This is a genomic window from Streptomyces soli, from assembly GCF_003999195.1.
In the GTDB taxonomy this organism is placed as follows: domain Bacteria; phylum Actinomycetota; class Actinomycetes; order Streptomycetales; family Streptomycetaceae; genus Actinacidiphila; species Actinacidiphila soli.
In genome coordinates this window covers 24954-46755 of record NZ_RJVR01000179.1, presented here as the reverse complement: position 1 = coordinate 46755, position 21802 = coordinate 24954, and the positions used below count along the sequence as shown (strand labels likewise).

Sequence of the window (21802 nt, the reverse complement as noted above, 5' to 3'; positions counted from 1 at the left end):
GGGTCGGTGCGGGCTACCACATGCCGCTCACATGTGGACTGCGGGTGCCGCGTCCGGGTCCGTCTGCGGGACGCCGCGCCGGTACAGCAGCACCGTAATCAGGGCGCCGGCGGCGAAGAAGCCTGCCGACCACCAGTAGGCGGTGGAGTAGCTCTCCAGGGCCGCGTTGGCCTGGACGAGCTTGTTGGTCGGGTCCTTGCCGACGCGGTAGTTCGTCGCGGCGCTGGCGGCAAGGGTGTTGAGCAGGGCGGTACCGATGGAGCCGCCGATCTGCTGCATGGTGTTGACGGAGGCGGAGGCGACTCCGGCGTCGTCGGGCGCCACACCGGCCGTGGCCAGGCTCATCGCGGGAGCCATGATCAGGCCGATACCGAAGCCGATGACGAGCAGCGGGGGCAGGACGTTCGCGGCGTAGGTGCTGCTCAGATCGAGGCCCGTGATCCAGACCAGGCCGACCGCCCCGAGGAGCATGCCCAGCGAAACAACGATCTTGGGGCTGATCCTCGTGAGCAGGAAGTTCGTGGAAGCGGTCGCGCTGACCATGAGCGCACCGACCATCGGGAGGAAGGCAAGGCCCGTCTGGATCGCGGAGAAGCCGAGGCTGAGCTGCAGGTAGTAGGTGAGGAACAGGAACACACCGAACATCCCGGCGCTGGCGATCAGCATGGCCGCGAAGGACGCGCCACGGTTCCGGTCGAGGAGCACGCGCAGCGGCAGCAGCGGGTGCGAGGCCTTGGTCTGCCACCAGGTGAAGACGGTCAGGAGCACCGCACCGGCGGCGAGGAAGCCCCAGGACAGCGGGGAGCTCCAGTCGTGGGACTCGGCGTTGGAGAATCCGTACACGATGCTGAAGAGGCCGGTGGTGACCAGGACCGTACCGGGCAGGTCGAGCTTGGCACTCGGGTCGCGAGGCGTGCGCTTGAGCAGCAGCGTGCCGCCGATGATGGCGAAGACGGCCAGGAAGAGGTTGACGTAGAGGGTCCAGCGCCAGTTCAGGTACTCGGTGAGGACGCCACCGAGCAGCAGGCCGATGGCCGCGCCGGAGCCGGCGATGGCGCCGAAGATACCGAAGGCCTTGGCGCGTTCCTTGGCGTCGGTGAACGTCGTGGTCAGCAGCGAGAGCGCGGCGGGCGCGAGCAGGGCGCCGAACAGGCCCTGGAGGGCGCGGCCCGCGACCAGCATCTCGAAGTTGGTGGCGGCGCCGGCCACGGCCGAGGCGATCGCGAAACCGCTCACGCCCACCAGGAAGGCGGGCTTGCGGCCGAAGAGGTCGGCGATCCGGCCGCCGAGCAGCAGGAGGCTGCCGAAGGCGAGCGAGTAGGCGGTGACGATCCAGGTGCGGTTGCCGTCGGAGAAGCCGAGGTCGGCCTGGGCGGACGGCAGGGCGATGTTCACGATGGTGGCGTCGAGCACGACCATCAGCTGGGCGAGGCCGATGATCGCGAGGATCCACCAGCGATGGCGGGAGCCGGTCTCGGAGGCAGGTGAGCCGGCCTGCCCGGTAGCCGCTGTGGCCTCTGCGGAGGCTGTCTGGGACATGGGGACGTACTCCAGTCGTGAGCTGAGAGCTGGGATGGGAGGCTGAAACGATTTCTGCGATACGAAACCGTTTCGTACGTGGGTAAGCCTAGGCCAGTCCTGAACGAAACGCAAGCGTTTCGATCGCGCCGCCCGGCCCGCCTCCCTAGAGTTGAGGAGGACCGAGGGAGGTACCCCGTGGGACAGCAGCAGAGCGGCAGCCCCGAGCACGCGATCCTGGCCCGGATCAGCGCGATGGTCGCCGACGAGAAAACCCTGCGAGACCTGCTCGCCGCCGGCGAGATCGACGGCGAGACCGAGCAGCAGCGGCTCGCTGCCCTGGAGCGCGAACTCGACCAGTGCTGGGACCTGTTGCGGCAGCGCCGCGCCAAGGCGGAGGTCGGCGAGGACCCCGGGGAGGCGCGGGTGCGGCCGTCCGACACGGTGGAGGGCTATCAGTCATGAAGCCGGAAGTGACCGACGCGCCCGACGCGAAGCGCTACGAGGCGCGCGTCGACGGCAAGTTGGCCGGCGTCGCCACGTACATCCGTACGCCTGAGGTGATCGCCTTCCTGCACACCGAGGTCGAGCCGGAGTACGAGGGCCAGGGGATCGGCTCGGCGATCGCGCGCACCGCGCTGGACGAGGCCCGGTCGCGGGGGCAGCGGGTGCTGGCGGCGTGTCCCTTCATCGCGGGCTGGATCGCCCACCACCCGGACTACCAGGACCTGGAGTACCAGCCGCGCAGCACGGTCAGCGACTGACGGTCAGCGACCGACCCCGAGGGCGGGGAGGACGATGGCGTCTATGTACGCGTGCAGGAAGTCGGGGTCGACCGGTTTGTCGTCGAGCAGCGGCCGCCCTAGGAACGCGCCGATCATCACGTAGAAGATGAAGTCCATCGCCTTCCGGTCGGCCGCGACCTCGCCGCGCTCGACCGCCCGGGCCATCATGCGGCGGAAGGCGGCGGTCTCCGGATCGACCAGGGCGTCGCGCAGCGCCTGGTGGAGATCGGGGTTCTGCGCCGAGGCGTGCGCCAGTGCGCGCATCACGGCGGTGTCACCATCGCCGTGGTCGGCGGCGCCCCGGGCCAGCTCGTGCAGGTCCGTGACGATGGAACCGGTGTCGATGTCCTCGGCATGCACCGGCTTGCAGGCGCGCAGCGCGGTGGCGACCAGCTCCGGCTTGCCCTTCCACTGACGGTAGAGGGTGGCCTTGCTGGAGTGCGTACGGGCCGCGACGGCGTCCATGGTCAGGGCTTCGTAGCCGACCTCGCGGAGCAGATCGATGACGGCGGTGTAGAGCTCCTGCTCCCGCTCCGGGGTCAGGCGGGTGCGGCGCGCGGTGGCCGGGGCTTGGGTGGTCATGCTCACCCCTTCGTCATCGAAACGATTGCGTACACCTAAGAGAATAGACCGCCGCCTGCCGGAACCCAAGTGTCCCGACAGACGGCAGTCGCATGTCCCGACAGGTGGCGGTCGCGCCGAAGGCTTAGCCGAGACCGGCCGTCAGCGTGATCGTCGTACCCGTAAGCGCCTGGCTGACCGGGCAGTTCGCCTTGGCATCCTCGGCGGCCTTGACGAAGTCGGCCTCGTCCAGACCCGGCACCTGGCCCTGTACGGTCAGGTGGATGCCGGTGATGCCCTCGCCGGGCTGGAAGGTGACCTCGGCCTCGGTGCGGAGGCTGGTCGGCGGGGTGCCGGCCTGGGCGAGGCCGTGCGACAGGGCCATGGAGAAGCAGCTCGAGTGCGCGGCCGCGATCAGCTCCTCGGGGCTGGTCTTGCCGTTGGCCTCCTGCGAGCGGGAGGCCCACGTCACCGGGTACTCCCCGACTCCGGACGAGTCCAGGGTGACGACGCCCTTGCCTTCGAGCAGACTGCCTTCCCAGGCGGTGTGCGCAATGCGCTTGGTAGCCATGATGGATTGACTCCTCGTGTGTGCGGTCCTGCGTCCTGGCGCCAAGGGTCCAGTCTCGCTCAGTGGGCCCCGGTTCGCGATCGTTACGCGCCCGTTGCCACCCGGCGCGATTACCGCAGGCGTCAAACCTGTGTCACTCACACGGGTGGCCGTTGACGCGGATCGCCACAGACGGCCGTCGCCCCGCCTACTTTCGAGGCTCCAGACAGCGTCACAAACGCGTCAACACAAGGATGTGAGCCAGGTGGTGGAGGCTGTGCGGACGCCCATCCGCGCTTCGTGGCAGCGATGTCTCGCCCGTGGCCTCACCCCTGACCGGCTGGAGCTCCCGTACACCGACGAGCTCGACCTCACCGGCGACTTCGCCCGCGCCGCCCGACCGCCCCTCGACCGGTTGGAGGCGGCACTGTCCGGCACCCGGGTCAATGTCGCGCTCACCGACGACGCGGGCGTCATCCTGGACCGCCGGGCCGCACAGTCGTCCTTCCTCCACGCCCTGGAGAAGGTCGGATTCGCCCCTGGCTTCAGCTACCACGAGCGCGACGCGGGCACCAACGGCATGGGCACCGCCCTGGAGGAGCGGCGGCCGGTCCGGGTCGTCGGTCGCGAGCACTTCTGCGACCTGCTGAGCCACCTCACCTGCGTGGGCATCCCCGTACGCCACCCGGTCAGCGGCCGCATCCAGGGCGTCCTGGACCTCACCAGCGAGGCCGCCGACGCCCATCCCCTGATGACCGGCCTGGCCCACGAGGCCGCCCTCGCCATCGAACAGTCCCTCCTCGACCAGTGCTCCGACCGCGAACGCGCCCTGCTGCACGCCTTCCTGCGCGCGGACCGCCGCTTCCGCACCCCGGCCCTCCTCCTCGACGGCGACGGCACCCTCCAGCGGCTCGGCGTCCCGGCCGTCGTCACCGGGCGCGACGAGATCCTGCTCACCGACGCCGCCGCCGGGCTGATCTCCGACGGCCGCCGCGCCGCGCTCGAAGTGCCGCTGTCCTACGGGCGTACGGCGATGCTGCTCTGCCGCCCGGTCGCCACCGCGTACGGCGAGTCCGGCGCCGTCGTCGAGGTGAGCCTGCCGTACGAGGCCGGACCGCACAGCATCGCGATCGGCTCGGCCACGCCCGGGGAAGGGGACGCGGGCGGCTCCAGCAGCGACGACGCCGGGCAGCTGCTCGTCGGCGAGCCCGGGGTCAGCAAGCTCGCGGTGGCCGCTCGGCGCCGGCTGGAGCTGCTCTGCGATGTCGGGGCGCTGATCGGCACCACGCTCGACGTGACCCGCACCGCCGAGGAGCTGGCCGAGGCCGCCGTGCCGCGCTTCGCCGACCGGGCGACGGTGGACCTCTTCGAGCCGGTGCTGCGCGGTGAGCAGCCCGGCGTGGCGGGCATAGGCCTGATGCACGCGGCGCCACCGACGTCCGCCGGGGGTACCGTCCGCTTCCACCCGGCCGCCCCGCAGGCCCGCGCCCTCGCCCTGGGCGCCCCCGTCCTGGCCGACGGAGACCGGCTGATCGCCGTACCGCTGCGGGCCCGCGAGACACTGCTCGGGGTCGCGAGCTTCGAACGGAACGTCAGCGCCGGGGAGTTCGGGCCCTTCGAGGAGGACGACCTCGCGCTGGCCCAGGAGCTGGGCGCCCGGACCGCCGTCGCCATCGACAACGCCCGGCTCTTCACCCGCGAACACCACCTCGCCCTGGAGCTGCAGCGCAGCCTGCTCCCACAGGCCCTGCCCGAGCAGCACGCCGTCGAGGCCGCGTACCGCTATCAGCCCGCCCGAGGTCAGGTCGGCGGCGACTGGTTCGACGTCATCCCGCTGTCCGGCGCCCGCGTCGCCCTCGTCGTCGGCGACGTGGCGGGGCACGGTCTGCACGCCGCCGCCGCGATGGGCCGGCTGCGTACCGCCGTCCACAACTTCTCCGCGCTCGACCTGCCGCCCGACGAGCTCCTCGGCCAGCTCGACGACCTCGCCGACCGTCTCGACGGCGGCCCGGGGGGCGTCGGCAGCCTCGTCGGCGCCACCTGTTTGTACGCGGTATACGATCCCGTCTCGCGCCGCTGCACCATGGCCCGCGCGGGGCATCCATCGCCGGCCCTGGTCCTGCCCGACGGCCGCGTCGAGATCCCCGACCTGCCCGCCGGGCCACCGCTCGGGGCGGGCGGACTGTCCTTCGAAACCGCCGAGTTCGAGCTTCCGGAGGGCAGCGACCTCGTCCTGTTCACCGACGGCCTCATCGGCGGCGCCGACGGCCGCGACCCCGACACCGGCATGCGCGTCCTCCAGCACGTGCTCAGCGGCGCCGGCCGGACCTCGCCGCGTACGGCCCGTACGGCCGACGAGCTCTGCGCCGCCGTCGAGAAAGCCCTGCTCCCCTCGCCCTCCGTCGCCTCCGACGACGTCGCCCTGCTCGTCGCCCGCACCCGTACGCTCGACGCCCGCCGCGTCGCCTGCTGGGACGTCCCCGACGACCCCGCCGCCGTCTCCGACCTGCGCGCCGCCATCATCCGCCGGCTCACCGACTGGGGCCTGGAAGACCTGGCCTTCACCACCGAGCTCATCGCCAGCGAACTCATCACCAACGCAATCCGGCACGCCGACGGCCCCGTCCAGGCCCGCCTCCTACGCGACCGCGCCCTCGTCTTCGAAGTCTCCGACGGCAGCGGCACCTCCCCCCGCCTCCGCCGCGCCGCCACCACCGACGAAGGCGGCCGCGGCATCTTCCTCGTCGCCCAACTCAGCGCCCGCTGGGGCACCCGCCACACCGCCCGCGGCAAAGTCATCTGGACGGAACAGCCCATTCCGGGCTGCACGGCGTGACAGGCAGACCCGTGCCCCCGGCCAATCGCGCCGCTCGGCCCCGGGGGGGCCGGGGCGCCGCCGCGCTCCTGCTGGGTGGGTGGCTGGGGCCGCGTTGGCGCCTGCCGGCGGGTGGCCGGGCCCCTTTCTTTTCTGCGCCTCTCGCGCCGCTCGGCCCCGGGTGCCTCTCGGGCTTCGAGCCGCTGCGCCGGACTCTCCCCCAGCCGCCAGGCTGGGGGAGAGTCCGGTTTCGGGAAGGGGCGGGGTGGGGGAAGACCCGGGCCGCCCGGCGTCAGCTGAGCGCGCGGGCTTCCGCGACGGGCGCCCCCGGGCCCAGTGGGGCCGAGGCACCCGCAGGGATCCGTACCGTGAAGACGGTCCGCCCCGGCACGCTCTCCGCCGCGATGATGCCGCCGTGGGCCTCGACGATCGCGGCGGCGATCGCGAGCCCGAGCCCCGACCCGGCCCCGGACCCCGCGCCCAGGCCAACGCCGCGCGAGCGAGACGCGTCGCCCCTGCTGAACCGCTCGAAGACCGCGGGAAGCAGCTCCGCCGGAATGCCGGGCCCGTCGTCCTCGACCCGCACCACACACTCGGCACCGACTTCCGCGACCTCGGCCACGATCGCGGTGCCGGGCGGCGTGTGCGTACGGGCGTTGGCCAGCAGATTGGCGACGGCCTGACGGATCCTCGCCTCGTCGCCCATGACGACGGCAGGCCCGGAGGGCAACCGCACGTGCCAGCGGTGCCCGTCGCCCTCCGCCGCGCGGGCGTCCCAGACGGCCTCGGCGACGAGCGACGTCAGGTCGACCTCGCCGGACTCCAGCGGACGCCCCTCGTCGAGCCGTGCAAGCAGCAGCAGGTCCTCGACCAGCCCCGTCATACGCGAGGCCTCCGAGGCGACCCGCTGCCAGGCGCGCGCGAGGTCGATGGCCGAGCCGCCGCGGTTGGCGAGCTCGGCATAGCCGGCGATGGAGGCGAGCGGCGTGCGCAGTTCGTGGCTGGCGTCGGCGAGGAAGCGCCGCATGCGGGCCTCGCTCTGCTGCCGTACGGCCAGCGACGCCTCGACGTGCTCGATCATGCGGTTGAGGGCGGCCCCGACCTGGCCGGCCTCGCTGCCCGGGTCAGTATCGGGCTCCGGCACCCGGGTGAGAGCGGCGACCTCGCCGCGGCCCAGCGGGGAGCGGGAGACCTCGACGGCGGTGGCGGCGACCCGGCCCAGCGGCCGCAGTTGGCGCCGGATGACCACGGCACAGGCGCACCCGGCGACCACGAGGGCCGCCGCCGCGGCGACCGCCTCGGCGGCGACGAGCTTGTCGATGAAGTCATGCTCGGCGGCGAGCGGCAGCCCCGTGAGGACGGGCACGCTGGTGTCGGCGAGGCGGACCACGCGGTAGGCGCCCAGGCCCGGGATCGTACGGGTGCGGACGGCGCCGTCGGCCGGGACGGCTGCCAGTGCGGCGGTCTGCGCGGCGGTCAGCGTCTGCAGGCCGGTTTCCGTGACGACCTCGGCCGCGCTGATCGTGCCGTTGGAGCGGTAGCGGGCGGCGAGGGTGCCGACGGCCTGGCCGCGCTTGTCGAGGAAGCCCAGATCCGTGTCGTCGTCGGCAACGGAGCGGTTCTGCATACCGCCCTGACTGCGCGCGGCGGCGTTCCCGACCCGCGAGTCGAGGCCGTCCATCACCAAGCGGCGCCCGGCCAGGATCGTGGTCAGGGCCATCGCCGCGCACACCACGACGAGGGTCGCGCTGATCAGGACGAGCAGCCGGACCCGTAGGGACGAGATGCGCAGTCTCACGTCCGCTCCTCGGGGCATTTGACGGCGCAGCCGACCCCGCGCACCGTGTGGATCATCGGAACGAAGGTGTCGCTCCACACCGTGCCCAGGATCTGCGCCTTGCTCAGCACCTGGCGCGGGTTGCTCATCGGATACCGCACCGGGGCTGCCGCGCCGATACGCCGCGGCAGCGCGCTGAACGGCTGCCGGCCGGCCTCGGAGGCGGCCGGAGGCAGCAGCTCCGTGATTCCGTTCTCGTCATTGATGACGAGAACGCGTACGGACTCAGCAAGTGCGGGCATTTCGCCATCCTGGATGAGGAGTTTGGGCGTGCGCTTCGGGCCCGCTGTGTGTTTGCTGAGGGTATGGAGCAATCGGAAACCGCTATGGACACCCACGACGTCTATGACGTCTACGACGTCATCGTGATCGGCGGCGGCCCGACCGGCGAGAACCTCGCCGACCGGACCCGGGCCGCCGGACTGACCACGGCCCTCGTGGAGAGCGAGCTGGTCGGCGGCGAGTGCTCGTACTGGGCGTGTATGCCCAGCAAGGCACTGCTGCGGCCCGCCGCGGCCCTGGCGGAGGCGGCCTCGGTGGCCGGCTCACGGGAGTCGGTCGCCGACCGCCGTCTCGACGCGGCGGCGGTGCTCGCCCGGCGCGACGAGTTCGCCTCGCACTGGAAGGACGCCGGCCAGGTGAAGTGGCTGGAATCCGTCGGCGTCGACCTCGTACGAGGCCGGGGCCGGCTCGACGGTCCCCGCCGCGTCGCCGTGGAGACCCCCGAGGGCGGCTGCCGGGTGCTCACCGCCCGGCACGCGGTCGCGGTCTGCACCGGCACCCGCGCCTTGCTGCCCGACCTGCCGGGCCTCGACACCGCCCACCCCTGGACCAGCCGCGACGCCACCAGCTCCCCCGAAGTGCCGGGCCGGCTCGTGGTCGTCGGCGGTGGTGTCGTCGGCGTCGAGATGGCCACCGCCTGGCGCGCACTCGGCTCCGAGGTCACCCTCCTGGTGCGGGGCGACGGACTGCTCCCCCGCTGGGAGCCCTTCGCCGGCGAGTTGGTGGCCGGGGGCCTGCGGGAGGCCGGCGTCGATGTCCGTACCGGCGTCTCCGTCACCGGCGTGAGCCGGGCCTCGGAGTTCGACCCGGTGACGGCCGACCTGTCGGACGGCTCCCAACTCACCGCCGACGAGATCCTCTTCGCCACCGGGCGCGCCCCCAGCACGGATGATCTGGGCCTGGAGACGGTGGGCCTGCGGCCCGGCTCCTGGCTCGACGTCGACGACACCTGCGCCGTCACCGGCGTCCCCGGCGGCTGGCTCTACTGCGCCGGAGACACCAACCACCGCGCCCTCCTCACCCACCAGGGCAAATACCAGGGCCGCATCGCCGGTGCCGTCATCGCCGCCCGTGCCTCCGGCGCTCCCCTCGACACCGCCCCCTGGGGCGCCCACTCCGCCACCGCCGACATCGCCGCCGTCCCCCAGGTCGTCTTCACCCAGCCCGAAGCCGCGTCGGTCGGCCTCACCGCCGACGCGGCTGCCCGTGCCGGGCAGGCCGTACGCGTCGTCGACTACGACCTCGGCAGGGTCGCCGGCGCGTCCCTGTACGCCGACAACTACCGCGGCCACGCCCGCGCCATCATCGACCCCGACCGCGACGTCCTTCTCGGACTCACCCTCGTCGGCCCCGCCGTCGGCGAGCTCCTCCACGCCGCCACCATCGCCATCACCGGCCAAGTCCCCATCCCCCGCCTCTGGCACGCCGTCCCCGCGTACCCCACCATCAGCGAGATCTGGCTCCGCCTCCTGGAGACCTACCGCGGCTGACCCCGCCATGCCGGCAGGGGGCTCTCCCCCACCCCGCCCGAAACCAGGGGAAAGGTAACGCACAGGGAGTTCACGCGGCCGGGTATCCTTCCCCCCACGTTGTCCAGCCGCACCTCCCGAGAAGCGGAGGTGCCGTCATGTGCCGAGCATGTACGTGTCACGAAGAACACGGATGCCCGGTGTGCCGTGGCTGGGGAGAGGTCATCGAGCTGGATGACGACCGGCTGGTACCCGGGTCGGGCGGACCCAGGTACCGACCGTGTCCACGGTGCGGGCCGGCGCCCCTGGTGGTGAAGGCGCCGACCCAACGCGTGGCCTAGACGCTGGGAGGTGCCCCCACCCCCAGACTCCGTCTGGGAGGTGCCCCCATCTCGCTTCGCTCCCCACTGGGGGAGGGTCCAGAGGGCGGAGCTAACGCGCCGCCCCCGCGCTAACGCCTCTCACCCCTCCGCGTTGAGGTGGGGCATCACCCGGTCCAGCCAGCGCGGGATCCACCAGGCCCAGCGTCCGAGCAGCGTCATCACCGCCGGCACCAGCAGCAGTCGTACGATCGTCGCGTCGATGAGCACACTCACCGCCAGCGCCAGCCCCAGCATCTTGACGACGATGTTGTCGCTGAGGATGAAGGCCGCGAAGACGCTCGCCATGATCAGCGCCGCGCAGCTGATCACCCGGGCCGTGATCTCCAACGCGTGCGCGACGCTGCCCGTGCTGTCGTGCGTACGCAGCCACGCCTCCTGCACCCGGGCCAGCAGGAAGACCTCGTAGTCCATGCTCAGACCGAAGACGATGGCGAACATCATCATCGGTACGTAGCTCTCGATCGGCACCTTCCCCGACACCCCCAGCCCGGGTCCGCCCCAGCCCCACTGGAAGACCGCGACCACGACACCGTAGGACGCCCCGATCGAGAGCAGATTGAGTACGGCTGCCTTCACAGCGACGAGCAGCCCCCGGAAGACGACCAGGATGATGATGAAGGCCAGCGCGACCACCACCGCGATGATCAGCGGCAGCCGGCTGGAGACGATGTCGAGGAAGTCGATCTGCGCGGCCGTCGTCCCGGTCACAAAGCCCTTGGCCGCCGTGCCGGACACCGCCTGCGGCAGCACGTCGTCCTTGAGGTGGTTGACCAGGTCCGTCGTGCTCTCGTCCTGCGGCGCGCCCTTGGGGATGACCGTGGAGGTGAGTACGTCGCCGTCGCCGGTGGCTTGGAGGGGGCTGACGCCGGCGACGTCGGCGAGCCCTTTGAGGGCCTTGGTCACGTTGCCGGACAGCGCGGACCGGTCGGCCGCGGGCACCTTGCTCTGGTCGATGACGACGGTCAACGGCCCGTTGGAGCCGGGCCCGAAGCCCTGCGACATCAGGTCGTACGCGCGCCGGTCGGTGAAGCTCGTCGGGTCGGCGCCGTCCCCGATGTGCCCGAGCCGCATCGAGAACAGCGGAATGGCCAGCACCACCACCGCGAACACCCCGCCCGCCAGGAACCGCCACGGCCGGCGCGCGACGCGCAGCGCGTACCGGTGCCAGGTGCCCTGCACCTCCTCCCCCGGCGCGGCGTCGGTCTCCGCGACCGGTCTGCGTACGTGGTAGCGGTCGACCCACCGCCCGATCAGGCCGAGCAGCGCCGGCGCCAGTGTGAGCGCGCCCACCACCGCCGTGATCACGGTGACCGCGGCAGCGAGGCCCAGCTTGCTGATGAACGTCACCCCGGACACCGACAGCCCGGCCAGCGCGATGATGACCGTGCAGCCCGACACCACGACGGCCCGGCCACTGGTGGCCACCGCCCGGCCCGCGGCGACCGCCGGGGCGTCGCCGTCCATGAGCAGCTGGCGGTGCCGGGTGAGCAGGAACAGGGCGTAGTCGATGCCCACGCCGAGGCCGATCATCGTGGCGAGCGTCGGCGACACGCTCGCGAAGGTCAGGGCCGCCGCCAGCAGACTCAGCAGACTGAGCCCGATGACGACGCTGACCAGCGCCGTCAGCAGCGGAAGCCCTGCCGCGATCACACTCCCGAAGCCGATCAGCAGCACGATGACCGCCACCACGAAACCGATCGCCTCGCTCCTCAGGTCCGAGGCCTTCGGCCGCGCCAGCTCACCCAGCGTGCCGCCGTACTCGACCTCCACCCCGGCCTTCCGCAGCGGCGCCACCGCATCATGGACCTGGTCGATGTAGGCCGGGCCGAGGGTGGAGGGGTTGGCGTCGAACCGTACGGTGCTGTACCCGGTCTTCCCGTCCGACGACAGCGCCCCGGAGTTGCTCCGCAGTGGATTGGTCGCGCCCAGCACGTGCGGCAGCTTCTGCAGCGCCCCGACCGCCTGGTCGACCTGGTCCTTCACGTCCGTCAGCGGCGCCTTGGGGTCGTGCATGACGATCTGCGCGCTCTGGCCGCCCGTGTTCGGCGAGTGCTCCTTGTGTACGTTGAAGCCCGTGTTGGACTGCGTACCCGGCAGCGTGAAGTCGTCGGAGTACGTTCCGCCGAACGCCTGCTGCGCCCCCTGAAGCCCGCCCAGCGCCACGAGCCACAGCACGATCACCACGACTCCGTGCCGGGCGCACCACTCGCCGAGGCGCCGCAGCCACCCCTGTCCGTCGGAGCTCATAATTCTGACGGTATGTCACACACTCCGCCCGCGCCCCGCGCTGCTCCGCCGGACGGGTAGGGTGCGCACCCATGGCCACCTGGCAGCGCACCCTCGACCGCGCGGGCATCACCGACCCCCGACTCCGCGACGACTACACCCGCGCCCGCCGCGCCGTCGCCGCGTTCGAGCGCGGCCCGTACGTCGCCGTACGCCTGCTGCTCCCCGACTCCGTCGTCCCGCACGTCATCGCCGCCACACCGTCGGGCCCACTGCCGAGCGCCGACGGCTCGGCGCCGTGTTGTTGCCCTTGAAGCGCTCACAGACGGCGAGCTCTGCTCGTGTCGCCGACGATCGTCACGCCCGAAATCCTCGCCGTGTCGGTGACGGGCTTGGAGGCGGTGGCGGACGGCCGGGCGGTGGCCGCGCCGCCCTTACACGCGGCCCAGCGCAGCCAGCGCCTCCCGCACCTGCCCGGCAGGATCCTCGCCCACCGGCCGCAGAACGACCGTGCCCGCCCCCGCATCCCACAGGCTCCGGATCCGCTCCGCCGCCGTCGCGACCGGGCCCGCCGCCAGGAACACCTCGTGGGCCGGGACCTTCAGCCAGCCCATGTACTCCTCGACGATCGGCGCCGTGGCCGCCGCGACTCGCTCCGGGTCGTCCCCGACGCACAGATGGGTAAAGACGACCACCTCATGCGCCGCTGCCCCAGCCTCACCCGCCCCCTTCCGGATGTGCCTGAGCGCAGCCTCAACCTCCCGCGGCCCTTGCCCCTCCGCGATGACCGTCCCGTCCGCCACCCGCCCCGACAGCTCCAGCGACCGGGGCCGTACGACCCCTGCCACCACTGGCGGAGCCGCCGCCGGCGGGTGCACCAGCCGTACGCCGTCGATGTGTACGACCTGCCCCTCCACCGTCAGGGTCTCCCCGCGCAGCAGCGCCTTGACGGCGCCGATCGTCTCCTCAAGCAGCGCCAGCTTGCGCGGCGTGGCCGCCCCCACCTGCGCCATCCACTGCGGCGCCCCGTGCCCGATGCCCGCGATCAGCCGCCCGGGGAACACCCGCTCCAGCATGGCCAGTTCCATCGCCAGCAACGCCGGGTTCCGCAACGGCGCCGGGGCGATCCCGATCCCCACCCGCAGCCGTTCCGTGGCCGCCAGCACGAGCGCCGCCGACGACATCGCCCCCGCCCACGCCAGGTCCTCCACCACCCACAGGTCGTCCACGCCGAGGTCCTCAACCTCCCGGGCGAACGGGGTGAGTTCCTCCGGCTGCCGGTCCCTGTCGAACATCACGCCGATACGGCCCTGCTGTGAACGATCACTCGACATGCCGTCAGCCTAGACCGAGACCGGCGTGCTGTCCCTAGCCCCCGAGAACGCCTCCGCCATTGGCGCGCGGCTCCGGAAAGGCACGCGACATCCCTTGATTTTGCCAAATTTTTTCCGTGCTTGCCATCAGTTCACTAGTGGAATTCTCCGAGGCGTTCATAGGATCGGCCAGCCGCAGGTGGGGGGAACGCACTTTCGGGCACCGGCCTTCCGTCCGCGACGTATGGATGACGCTGTGTCCTGCCTTCGAACGAGCACTGCTCCCCGTCTCCGCGCGACTTCGTTCTTTCATTGCAAGGAGACCCGAGTGTTCTCTGCCAAAAATCGTGGCAGGCACGGCAGACGGATGCGCATAGCCATCCCTGCCGCCGCCACCACGCTGGCCGTTGGTGTCATCGGCGCGTTTCTGACCACCTCTGCCAACGCCTCGCCGGCGCCGCTTCCGGCTCCCGGCAATACCGCAAGCGTCAGCGCCCCCTCGCAGGCGCAGCTGACGGCCCGTATCGACGGCGCGCTGAAGACCGACCCGCAGACGGCCGGGTCCGCGAGCACATCGATGTCGGCGAACAGCACAAATCCGAACGTCATCGGCGGTACCGACACCTCCATCTCCACGGCTCCGTGGATGGCGCAGCTCTGGTACTACGACGACAAGGGCACGACCGACACGAGCGACGACGTCGGCTTCTTCTGCGGCGGCACCGTGGTGTCGCCCACGAAGATCCTCACCGCCGCGCACTGCGTCAAGGGCGCCAACTGGAAGACATACGGGGCCGTCGTGACCGGCACCGACCAGCTGCCGACGACAAACTCGGACGGCACCACCAACCTGCACGGCGGCACCGTCAGTGGCGTGTGGCGGCAGTGGAACCATTCGTCCTTCAACGCGACCACCGTCGCCAACGACATCGCGGTCCTGACGCTGGCGAGCCCGGTCACCGCGAAGCCGCTCAAGCTCACCACCTCAAATGACACCGCGTCGTACACGGCCGGCACCACGGCCACCGTCTACGGCTGGGGCCGCACCAGCTCCACCAGTCAGGACATCTCGCAGACCCTGCAGTCGGCGACGCTGCCGATCAACTCCAACACCACCTGCGGCAGTTACTTCGGCAGTGACTTCATCGCCGGTGACATGGTCTGCGCGGGCCATCCGGCCACCGGCTCGGACACCGGCACCGTGACGCCGTGCAACGGCGACTCCGGCGGTCCGCTGGTCGTCGGCGGGAAGATCGTGGGCGTGGTCTCCTGGGGTGTCCAGGACTGTGTCTCCTCCGGCGCGTACAGCGTGTTCACCAAGGTGAGCACCTATGTCGGTGCGACCGAACCCCGGATCGACGACACGAACCTCAGCGCCGACAGCAAGGCCGACCTGTTCGTACGGCGCAGCTCGGACGGCACGGGCTACGAGTACGACTCCAAGGGCACGTCCTTCGCCGCCCGCCAGTCCCTCGGTAAGTGGAGCGGTCTGAACGTCATCCTGCAGGCGGACCTCAACCGGGACGACTACCAGGACTTCGTGGTACGCCGCAGTTCCGACGGGGCCATCCTGTGGGGGCACTACGTCCCCTCCAGCAATACCTTCACCTGGACGCAGATCTTCTCCAACTGGAAGACCCGCACCCGCATCGCCGCACCCGGCGACGTGACCGGTGACGCAATCCCCGACCTGCTCTCGGTGGACTCCGGCGGCGTGTTGTGGATCTACCCGGGCAAGGGCAACGGCACCTTCTCGGCTCGCATCGAGGTCGGCACGGGCTGGAACCAGTACAACTCCTTCAGCGCCCACGGCGACTTCACGGGTGACGGCAAGGCCGACCTGATCGTCCGCAAGAGCAGCAACTCGTACATGTACCTCTACAAGGGCACGGGCAAGGCTGGTTCCGGGGCGTTCTCCAGCCGTATCCACGTCCGCACCTGGTCCGGCTACAACGCGTTCGACGCGGTGGGCGACATCACCGGCGACGGCAAGGCCGACTTCGTCACCCGCACGCCGGGCGGCACCCTGTACCTGTACCCGGGCACAGGAAAAGCCACATCGGACATCTTCGGCAGTCGCATCACGATCGGCACGGGCTGGCAGCAGTACGGCATCTTCGGCTGACAGAACAGGCGACAGCGTCGCCACAAGCTCTCAGCACAGGGGTCCCCGCGCACCGGCAGGCACGGTGCGCGGGGACCCGCGGCATGCGGATCACCCCGCGTTACGCGAAGCAAGCTCGGCCCGGAGCTTCACGAGGATCCGCGCGGCGTGCTGGAGGCCGGCGGCTTCGCAGCGGCGGATGGCGGGGGTGAGGCGGGCGGTGGCGGCTTGGGGGGAGTCGAGGCCGTTGGCTTCGATGAGGGCGGCGACGCGGACTGCTTCGGCGCGGGGGGATTCGCCTTGGGGGCCGCCTTGGTCGTGGGCGGCGATGGCGCGTTCCATCTCGGCGAGAGCGTCGGGGAAGCGTTCGGCGGCGGCGAGGGCGCGGGCACGCTGGTAGTGCGTGGAACCGGCCTCGTACCAGTGGGCGAAGCCCTCCTCGTCCTCGGGGACGGCGGCGAGCACCTCGTCGGCCTCGGAGAGGTGGCCGAGGGCGGTGTCGAGGCCGTCGAGGCCGTCGTTGGCGATGACGAGGGCCGCGAACTGGCGCATCATCTCGCCGACGGGGCCGGGGTTGGGGGCCTTGGTGTGCGAGGCGACAGCACGGTCGTACGCAGTGCGGGCCGCGTCCCAGCGGTCCGTACGGGCCAGGGCGACGGCGGCTTCGGCGGCGGCGAGGGTGTGGGTGAACTGCTCGTCCCAGTCGGCGGAGGCGTCGGCGAGCAGCAGGAACTGCTCGGCGGAGGCCCGGTGTTCGTCCAACTCGCGCAGGCCGCGGGCAAGGTTGAGCCGGGCCTGGGCGACGAGCCGCTCGTCGACCGACGAGGCGGCGTCGTCCATGACCAAAGATTCGAGCACGGCCACGGCGTCGGCCTGCTGCCCGGAACGGCCGAGGACGTCGGCGAGTTCGAGGCGGATCTCAGCGGCGCCGTTGTCGTTTGCCTCCCTGTCGAAGCAGGCGGCCGCCTCGGACAGGTGGCGGACGGCGCCCGCCAGATCGTCGGTGTGGGAGGAGGCGTGGCCGAGCAGCGCGTGGGTGCGGGCGACGGGGAAGTGGGCGTCGCCGTACCGGGCGGCCCGGGCCATCGCCTGGCGCAGGTACTCGACGGCCTCCTCGCTGCGGTGCTGCTGCATCAGGACCTGGCCCAGCAGTGCTTCGGCCCGCTGGGCCCGCCACGGTGTGTCGTCGGCCTCAATGATGTCGAGGGCGGCGCGCAGTTCCGCCTCCGCCTCCTCGAGGTCGCCGATGCGGGCGGCGAGATCGGCGATGTACGTGTGTGCGGTGGCGGCCTGCTGGGGGACGTCGAGCCGGGCCGCCTCGGACAGCACGGCCGCGGTCAGGGCATCGAACCTCTCTCGCGCCGCCGCGGATATCTCGGGCAGTTCCGCTACGGCTTCGGCACGCGCGGCGAAGGCCCGGCACTGCAGCACCGTGAGGTATTTCCGGTGCGCCTCGGCGGCCTCGTCGGCCCCCGCCTCCTCGGTGGCTGCCAGCAGCTCCTCCGCCTCGCGCAGCACCGCGTCCAGCTCGGACCACGTGCCGGGGTCGCCGACGGCGAGGGTGGCGGCTTCCACCCCGAACTGCAGGGAGACCGAGGCGATACGGGCCCGGGCGACAAGCACGTGCCAGGGCAGGCCGGCCTGTTCGTAGAGCTCGGCCGCTTCCGTCATGGCCGCGTTGCCGTCCTCCACCCGGTCCGCCTCGTACGCGGTGAAGGCCCGCTGCTTGGCCAGGTCGGCCCGCAGTCCGCCCTCCGGGCCCACTTCGGGATCGTGTACGTGGTCGTCGGCGGCCACGCGTTCGGCGATCCGCGCCCACAGCGCGGAGGCGCCGGGGTGGCCGCCGTCCGACTGCTGCCGGGCCTGAGCCACGAGCTCGGCGAAGTCCTCCGTGATGTCCGGGGGAGCCGCCGGATGAGCCGCCGGGACCGCCGGAGCCACCGTCCCGGCCACCGGCGCCGTGCGCAGGCCGAGCGGCAGAGGCTCGGCGAGCAACGGCCGCTGGGCCAGCCGCTCGCGGAGACGGTCGCCGACGGCCGGGGTGCCGTTGCGGGCGTCGAAGGCCGCCGCCAGGGCCGCCGCGTCGGCGCCGACCCGGGCGAGCAGGGTCTCGGCGGTCCAGTTCCGGCCGAGCGGTCCGGCAACGGCGGTCGTGGCGTAACCGTCCTCGACCAGGCGGCTCAGCAACACCTGGACGCCGCCGAGGAAGCCGAGGAGCGAGAGCGGGGCACCGGTCACGTCGAACAGCGGCCGATTCTCGGCGAGGATCTCCAGCCCCCGCCCCTCGTTACGGGACAGGGCGCAGAACTCGAGGTGCAGACCTACCTCTTCGGCCATCCCGGCCTTGCCCCGGGCGAAGCGGTAGCCCACCAGGTGGTGCGAGCGGGCCTCGTCGGTGCGGCCGAGCCGCAGCAGCGGCGCCAGCGCGAAGGCCTGGCTCACGTACGGCTCCTCCGAGCAGCCCTCCCCGCCGTCGAGGACCGGGCGCCAGACGTCCAGCGCACGCCCATCGTCGCCGGCCCGGAGGTGGTGCAGTGCCCGGTGCCGGATCTCGCAGGCCTTGCAGTCGCTCATGGCGTCGCGCGGCCGGGTCACCCACAGGTCGTAGGCGGCGAAGTCGCCGGATCCGGTGTGGGCGGCGACCCGGTGGCGCATGGCGGCCACCGGCTGCATGCCGTGCCCGGCGTCGCGGTAGCGGTCCCGCATCTGGTCGGTCCAGCGCTGGATCGCGGTCAGCGGGATGTCGGGCACCTGGAGCAGCGAGGTCGTGACCCACTTGAAGCGCCAGAAGACCTGCCGGGACTCCCATTCACTGAAGGCCTCGGGTTTGCTGTCCCACACCTGCAGAATGCGGGCGAAGACCACCGGCGACTTGCGGTGCTCGCCGGTGTACTCGTACGCCTCCATCAGCTCCAGCAGCGCGGTCACCAGGGCATCCGGCGCCTCGAACTGCTCTGCCGCCTCAACCAGTTCCTCGGCGGTCACGGTGCGCGGCAGTCCGTACGGCCGCTCGTGGTTCTCGCGCAGCGCCTCGAAAACGGCTTCCGGGGTGTCCAGCATCACAGCTCCCCTTTTTCCTGGTCGTGCATGGCGTGGGTGAGGAGGCCGATGAAGGCCCGGTTGAGCAGCGCGCTCTCGGCGGCCCGCAGCGGGCGGCGGGTGAGCAGCAGGGCCTGCCCGTACAGCGCCTCGGCGGTGGTGACGGCCAGTCCGCGTTCGGTGATCGTGGCGGCGCGGCGCACCAGCGGGTTGAGGTGGTTGAGCACCAGTTGGGCGCGGGGCGTCTCGGACCGCAGGGAGCCGAGGATGTCGGCCCACAGCCCGTCGCTGCTCTCGGCCAGGCCGGCCCGGGTCCGCTCGTGGCGGGCCTCGCGGTTGTCCAGCAGCAGCGCGGGCGCAGTCACGGGCTGGAAGCTGCGCAGGACGACGTCGCACTCGTACGCGCCGATCGTCTCGCGCGCGATGCTGAGGAAGGCGGCGGCCGCGAGTTCGGCGGACGTGTCGACCGAGTCCAGGTGCGCGGTGACCGTGGCCGGGTCCAGGTCGGTGACGGTGGTGCCGGGCCGGATCTCGGGGAGCCGGTGCACCAGGTCCCGGTCGTAGGTGTAGCCGCCGTTCACGACGCCCAGGCCGGCGGCCGCCGCGATGGGCGCGACCTGGCGGAACTCCTCGACGCTGCGGGTGACCAGGACCGTGCGGTGGGTCCGGGCGAACTCCTCCAGCGTCACATTCCCGTCGGTGGTCTCGAACGGCAGCCAGGGCAGCAGCATCCGCAGCAGCTCGTCGTCGTACCGGGCCAGCGCCTTGACGGCCAGGTGGTGGCTGTCGATGAACCGGTGCAGCAGGGCCGGGTCGCTGGCGGCCAGCCCGGTGAGCCAGTCGCGGATGCGCACGCCGAGGGCGTCGCGGATCGCGGCCAGCGTCTCGTCCTCGTACAGCGCCTCGCGCGAGGCCGTCGGGCGCAGGCTGGTCGAGTCCACGACGCAGCGTACGAAGAACGCCCAGTCGGGCAGCAGTTCCGTCGCCTGATCGGACAGCAGCATGCCCTTGAGGTGTACGCGGTGCCCCGCCCGCTCCGACGGGCTGACGGCCGTCGGCAGTACGTACGCGACCCCGCGCAGACCCGCGACCGGCAGATCGAGGTCGATGGTGTCCAGCGGCGTGAAGCCGAAGGTCGTACGGCAGTGCTCGGCCAGCGCCTCCCGGCGCGCCAGCGGCGAGCCGTGGGCCTGCTCCCACGGCGGCGTGTCGTTGATCCGCGTGCTGGTGCCCTGTGGGTCGACGACGGTGACCTCGTGCCGCAGCAGTCCGCCGTAGTGCCTGGCGAGCGCGGTCACCTGGTCGGGGCGGGTCCACTGGGTGCCGTCGGCGCGCGGTGTCAGCGTCACGGTGGTGCCCGGCTCGGGCATGGCTTCGGGCGGCAGCGTACGGATGGTGTAGCTGCCGTCGGAGCGGCCGCGCCACTCCACGGCCGGAGCCCCGGGGGTGATCGCGTGCCGGCTGATGACGGTGATCTCGTCGGCCACGACGAAGCAGGCGAGCAGCCCGATCCCGAACTGCCCGATGAAGTCCCCACGGGCCGCCTCGAGTTCGCCCTCGGCGGCGCGCTTGGAGCTGCGTCCGATGGTGGCCAGGAAGCTGTGTACGTCGGCCTCGCTCAGGCCGATGCCGCTGTCGGTGACGGTGAGCGAGTCGCCGGTGCGTACGGTGATCCGGGCCGGGGCGCCGGGCTGTACGGCCTGCCGGGCGGTGATCGCGTCCACGGCGTTCTGCAGCAGCTCGCGCAGGTAGACGCGGGGGCTGGAGTAGAGGTGATGGGACAGCAGGTCCACCAGGCCGCGCAGGTCGACCTGGAATGTGTGAGCTGTTTGGGGCTGGGACACCTGAGGGGCCTTTTCGGTCAGTGGCGGGGCGGCGGCGGACTCAGCGTCCGGCATCGGAACGCAGGGCGCGGAACGGCACGGTCGGGTCGGCACCGTTGATGTACTGCCACGGGAACGGTGTGACGATCCCGCCGATGGCGGCGAAGAGTTCGGCCGCCGCCTTCTTCTCGCCCGCGAGCGAGAACGCCATCGCGAAGGTGTTGTACGTCTCGATCCAGCCGCGCGGCCGCCCGAAGTCCGGGTGCCAGATCGACCGCTCCGCGGCCTCCCGCAGCTGTTCCGCCACGTCGTCCTGGTACATGTACGAGTGGCCGGCGCCGTCCTCGTCCAGGTCGAGCCAGTGCTCCAGGTGCGCGATCGCGACCAGCTCCCCCAGCGCGCTGCCCTCGGGCGCGCTCAGCATCGACTCCCGGGCGAACGCGTGCATCTGCTCATGCGAGCCGCCCCACTTGTGGCACACCTGCTGCAACTGCTGCCGGTGCGCCCCCGGATGGCCCGGGCAGCGCCGCACGGACGCCTCGAAGCGCAACCGCGCGATCTCCGGCCCCACCTGCAGCCCCCGCCCTGCGACCTGCAGGAAGTACCAGGGCGCAACCCACTCCGGCTCACGCTCGGCGACGTCGTACAGCAGCTCCTCCGCCACCCGCAGCCGCTCGTGGAACACCTCGAACCGCTCCCGCGACACATGCTGGGCTCGCGCCCCCGTACGTGCCTCCCACGCCCACTCGATCTGCCGCGCGCCCGACGTCAGCACCGCGAGCGCCGACTCCGGCTCCGCCGCGATCGCCTCCGGTATCCACCCCTCGATCCCCGCGACCTTGACCGCATGCACCAGCAGCCACGTCCGGTCCCACCCATCGGGCACGGCCTCCAGCCGCCCCCGCATCCCCGCCCAGTCCTTCGCCTTCGCCGCCTTCCGCAACTCCGCCAGCTCCGGATCCCCCACCGCCGGATCCAACCGCGCCATCGGCCGCGGCCCCCACCGCTTCAACCAGGACGCCGACCCGCCGCCCTCCACACCACCACGCACCAATGCCACAACAACCCCCTCCTGGCCCACAGGACCCACACACCAC

General features: G+C 71.8%; 16 protein-coding genes. 6 read left to right on the top strand and 10 right to left on the bottom strand.

Going from position 1 to position 21802, the window contains the following annotated elements:
• Nucleotides 1–27: 27 nt before the first annotated feature.
• Nucleotides 28–1539 carry an MFS transporter gene (locus EFK10_RS15830; protein WP_127356333.1) on the bottom strand — a complete coding sequence of 504 codons (1512 nt, stop codon included), beginning with the start codon at nt 1537–1539 and terminating at the stop codon, nt 28–30.
• Nucleotides 1540–1716: 177 nt separating this feature from the next.
• Here EFK10_RS15830 and EFK10_RS15825 point away from each other — a divergent pair, with 177 nt between their 5' ends.
• Together EFK10_RS15825 and EFK10_RS15820 are read left to right on the top strand one after the other, a co-directional pair.
• Nucleotides 1717–1983 (top strand): DUF2630 family protein, encoded by a 267-nt coding sequence (locus tag EFK10_RS15825; protein WP_127356332.1) that lies wholly within the window; start codon nt 1717–1719, stop codon nt 1981–1983.
• Nucleotides 1980–2282 (top strand): GNAT family N-acetyltransferase, encoded by a 303-nt coding sequence (locus tag EFK10_RS15820; RefSeq protein ID WP_127356331.1) that lies wholly within the window; start codon nt 1980–1982, stop codon nt 2280–2282. Before EFK10_RS15825 ends, EFK10_RS15820 begins: the two co-directional genes overlap by 4 nt.
• 3 nt (nt 2283–2285) lie before the next feature.
• Here the strand turns inward: EFK10_RS15820 and EFK10_RS15815 are convergent, their stop codons facing one another.
• The gene (locus EFK10_RS15815; RefSeq protein ID WP_127356330.1) at nt 2286–2885 is read right to left on the bottom strand and encodes a TetR/AcrR family transcriptional regulator; all 600 of its coding nucleotides are present in this window, start codon (nt 2883–2885) and stop codon (nt 2286–2288) included.
• A gap of 124 nt (nt 2886–3009) precedes the next feature.
• Nucleotides 3010–3435, bottom strand: coding sequence for an OsmC family protein (locus EFK10_RS15810; protein WP_127356329.1), 426 nt, complete (start codon nt 3433–3435; stop codon nt 3010–3012).
• Nucleotides 3436–3679: 244 nt separating this feature from the next.
• Between EFK10_RS15810 and EFK10_RS15805 the strand changes: the two genes are divergently transcribed.
• The gene (locus EFK10_RS15805) at nt 3680–6250 is read left to right on the top strand and encodes a SpoIIE family protein phosphatase (RefSeq protein WP_240677244.1); all 2571 of its coding nucleotides are present in this window, start codon (nt 3680–3682) and stop codon (nt 6248–6250) included.
• Between the two features lie 271 nt (nt 6251–6521).
• On the opposite strand, the gene EFK10_RS15800 is transcribed toward EFK10_RS15805, so the two are convergent.
• Together EFK10_RS15800 and EFK10_RS48690 are read right to left on the bottom strand one after the other, a co-directional pair.
• Nucleotides 6522–8045 carry a sensor histidine kinase gene (locus EFK10_RS15800; protein ID WP_127356328.1) on the bottom strand — a complete coding sequence of 508 codons (1524 nt, stop codon included), beginning with the start codon at nt 8043–8045 and terminating at the stop codon, nt 6522–6524.
• Nucleotides 8024–8308: a helix-turn-helix domain-containing protein gene (locus EFK10_RS48690; RefSeq protein WP_206305467.1), complete on the bottom strand. Its 285-nt coding sequence runs from the start codon at nt 8306–8308 to the stop codon at nt 8024–8026. The genes EFK10_RS15800 and EFK10_RS48690 overlap by 22 nt, the downstream gene beginning before the upstream one ends.
• Before the next feature lie 63 nt (nt 8309–8371).
• Here EFK10_RS48690 and EFK10_RS15790 point away from each other — a divergent pair, with 63 nt between their 5' ends.
• A complete protein-coding gene (locus EFK10_RS15790) occupies nt 8372–9838 on the top strand; it encodes a dihydrolipoyl dehydrogenase family protein (RefSeq protein WP_240677243.1) in 1467 nt (488 codons plus the stop codon).
• A gap of 440 nt (nt 9839–10278) precedes the next feature.
• Here the strand turns inward: EFK10_RS15790 and EFK10_RS15785 are convergent, their stop codons facing one another.
• The gene (locus EFK10_RS15785; protein ID WP_127356327.1) at nt 10279–12447 is read right to left on the bottom strand and encodes an MMPL family transporter; all 2169 of its coding nucleotides are present in this window, start codon (nt 12445–12447) and stop codon (nt 10279–10281) included.
• 71 nt (nt 12448–12518) lie between these two features.
• Between EFK10_RS15785 and EFK10_RS15780 the strand changes: the two genes are divergently transcribed.
• On the top strand, nt 12519–12740 hold the full coding sequence (locus tag EFK10_RS15780) for a hypothetical protein (protein WP_127356326.1): 222 nt from the start codon (nt 12519–12521) through the stop codon (nt 12738–12740).
• Between the two features lie 120 nt (nt 12741–12860).
• Here the strand turns inward: EFK10_RS15780 and EFK10_RS15775 are convergent, their stop codons facing one another.
• Nucleotides 12861–13760, bottom strand: a complete 900-nt coding sequence (locus EFK10_RS15775; RefSeq protein WP_127356325.1) for an LLM class flavin-dependent oxidoreductase — start codon at nt 13758–13760, stop codon at nt 12861–12863.
• 346 nt (nt 13761–14106) lie between these two features.
• Here EFK10_RS15775 and EFK10_RS15770 point away from each other — a divergent pair, with 346 nt between their 5' ends.
• Nucleotides 14107–15864: a trypsin-like serine protease gene (locus tag EFK10_RS15770; protein ID WP_127356324.1), complete on the top strand. Its 1758-nt coding sequence runs from the start codon at nt 14107–14109 to the stop codon at nt 15862–15864.
• Between the two features lie 90 nt (nt 15865–15954).
• Here EFK10_RS15770 and EFK10_RS15765 read toward each other — a convergent pair whose 3' ends face one another.
• From EFK10_RS15765 to EFK10_RS15755, 3 genes are read right to left on the bottom strand one after another with little or no spacing between them, the layout of a single operon-like run.
• Nucleotides 15955–18903 carry a tetratricopeptide repeat protein gene (locus EFK10_RS15765; RefSeq protein ID WP_127356323.1) on the bottom strand — a complete coding sequence of 983 codons (2949 nt, stop codon included), beginning with the start codon at nt 18901–18903 and terminating at the stop codon, nt 15955–15957.
• Nucleotides 18903–20780, bottom strand: a complete 1878-nt coding sequence (locus EFK10_RS15760) for an HSP90 family protein (protein ID WP_407647085.1) — start codon at nt 20778–20780, stop codon at nt 18903–18905. The genes EFK10_RS15765 and EFK10_RS15760 overlap by 1 nt, the downstream gene beginning before the upstream one ends.
• Nucleotides 20767–21693, bottom strand: a complete 927-nt coding sequence (locus EFK10_RS15755; protein WP_240677242.1) for a hypothetical protein — start codon at nt 21691–21693, stop codon at nt 20767–20769. Before EFK10_RS15755 ends, EFK10_RS15760 begins: the two co-directional genes overlap by 14 nt.
• Nucleotides 21694–21802: the final 109 nt, after the last annotated feature.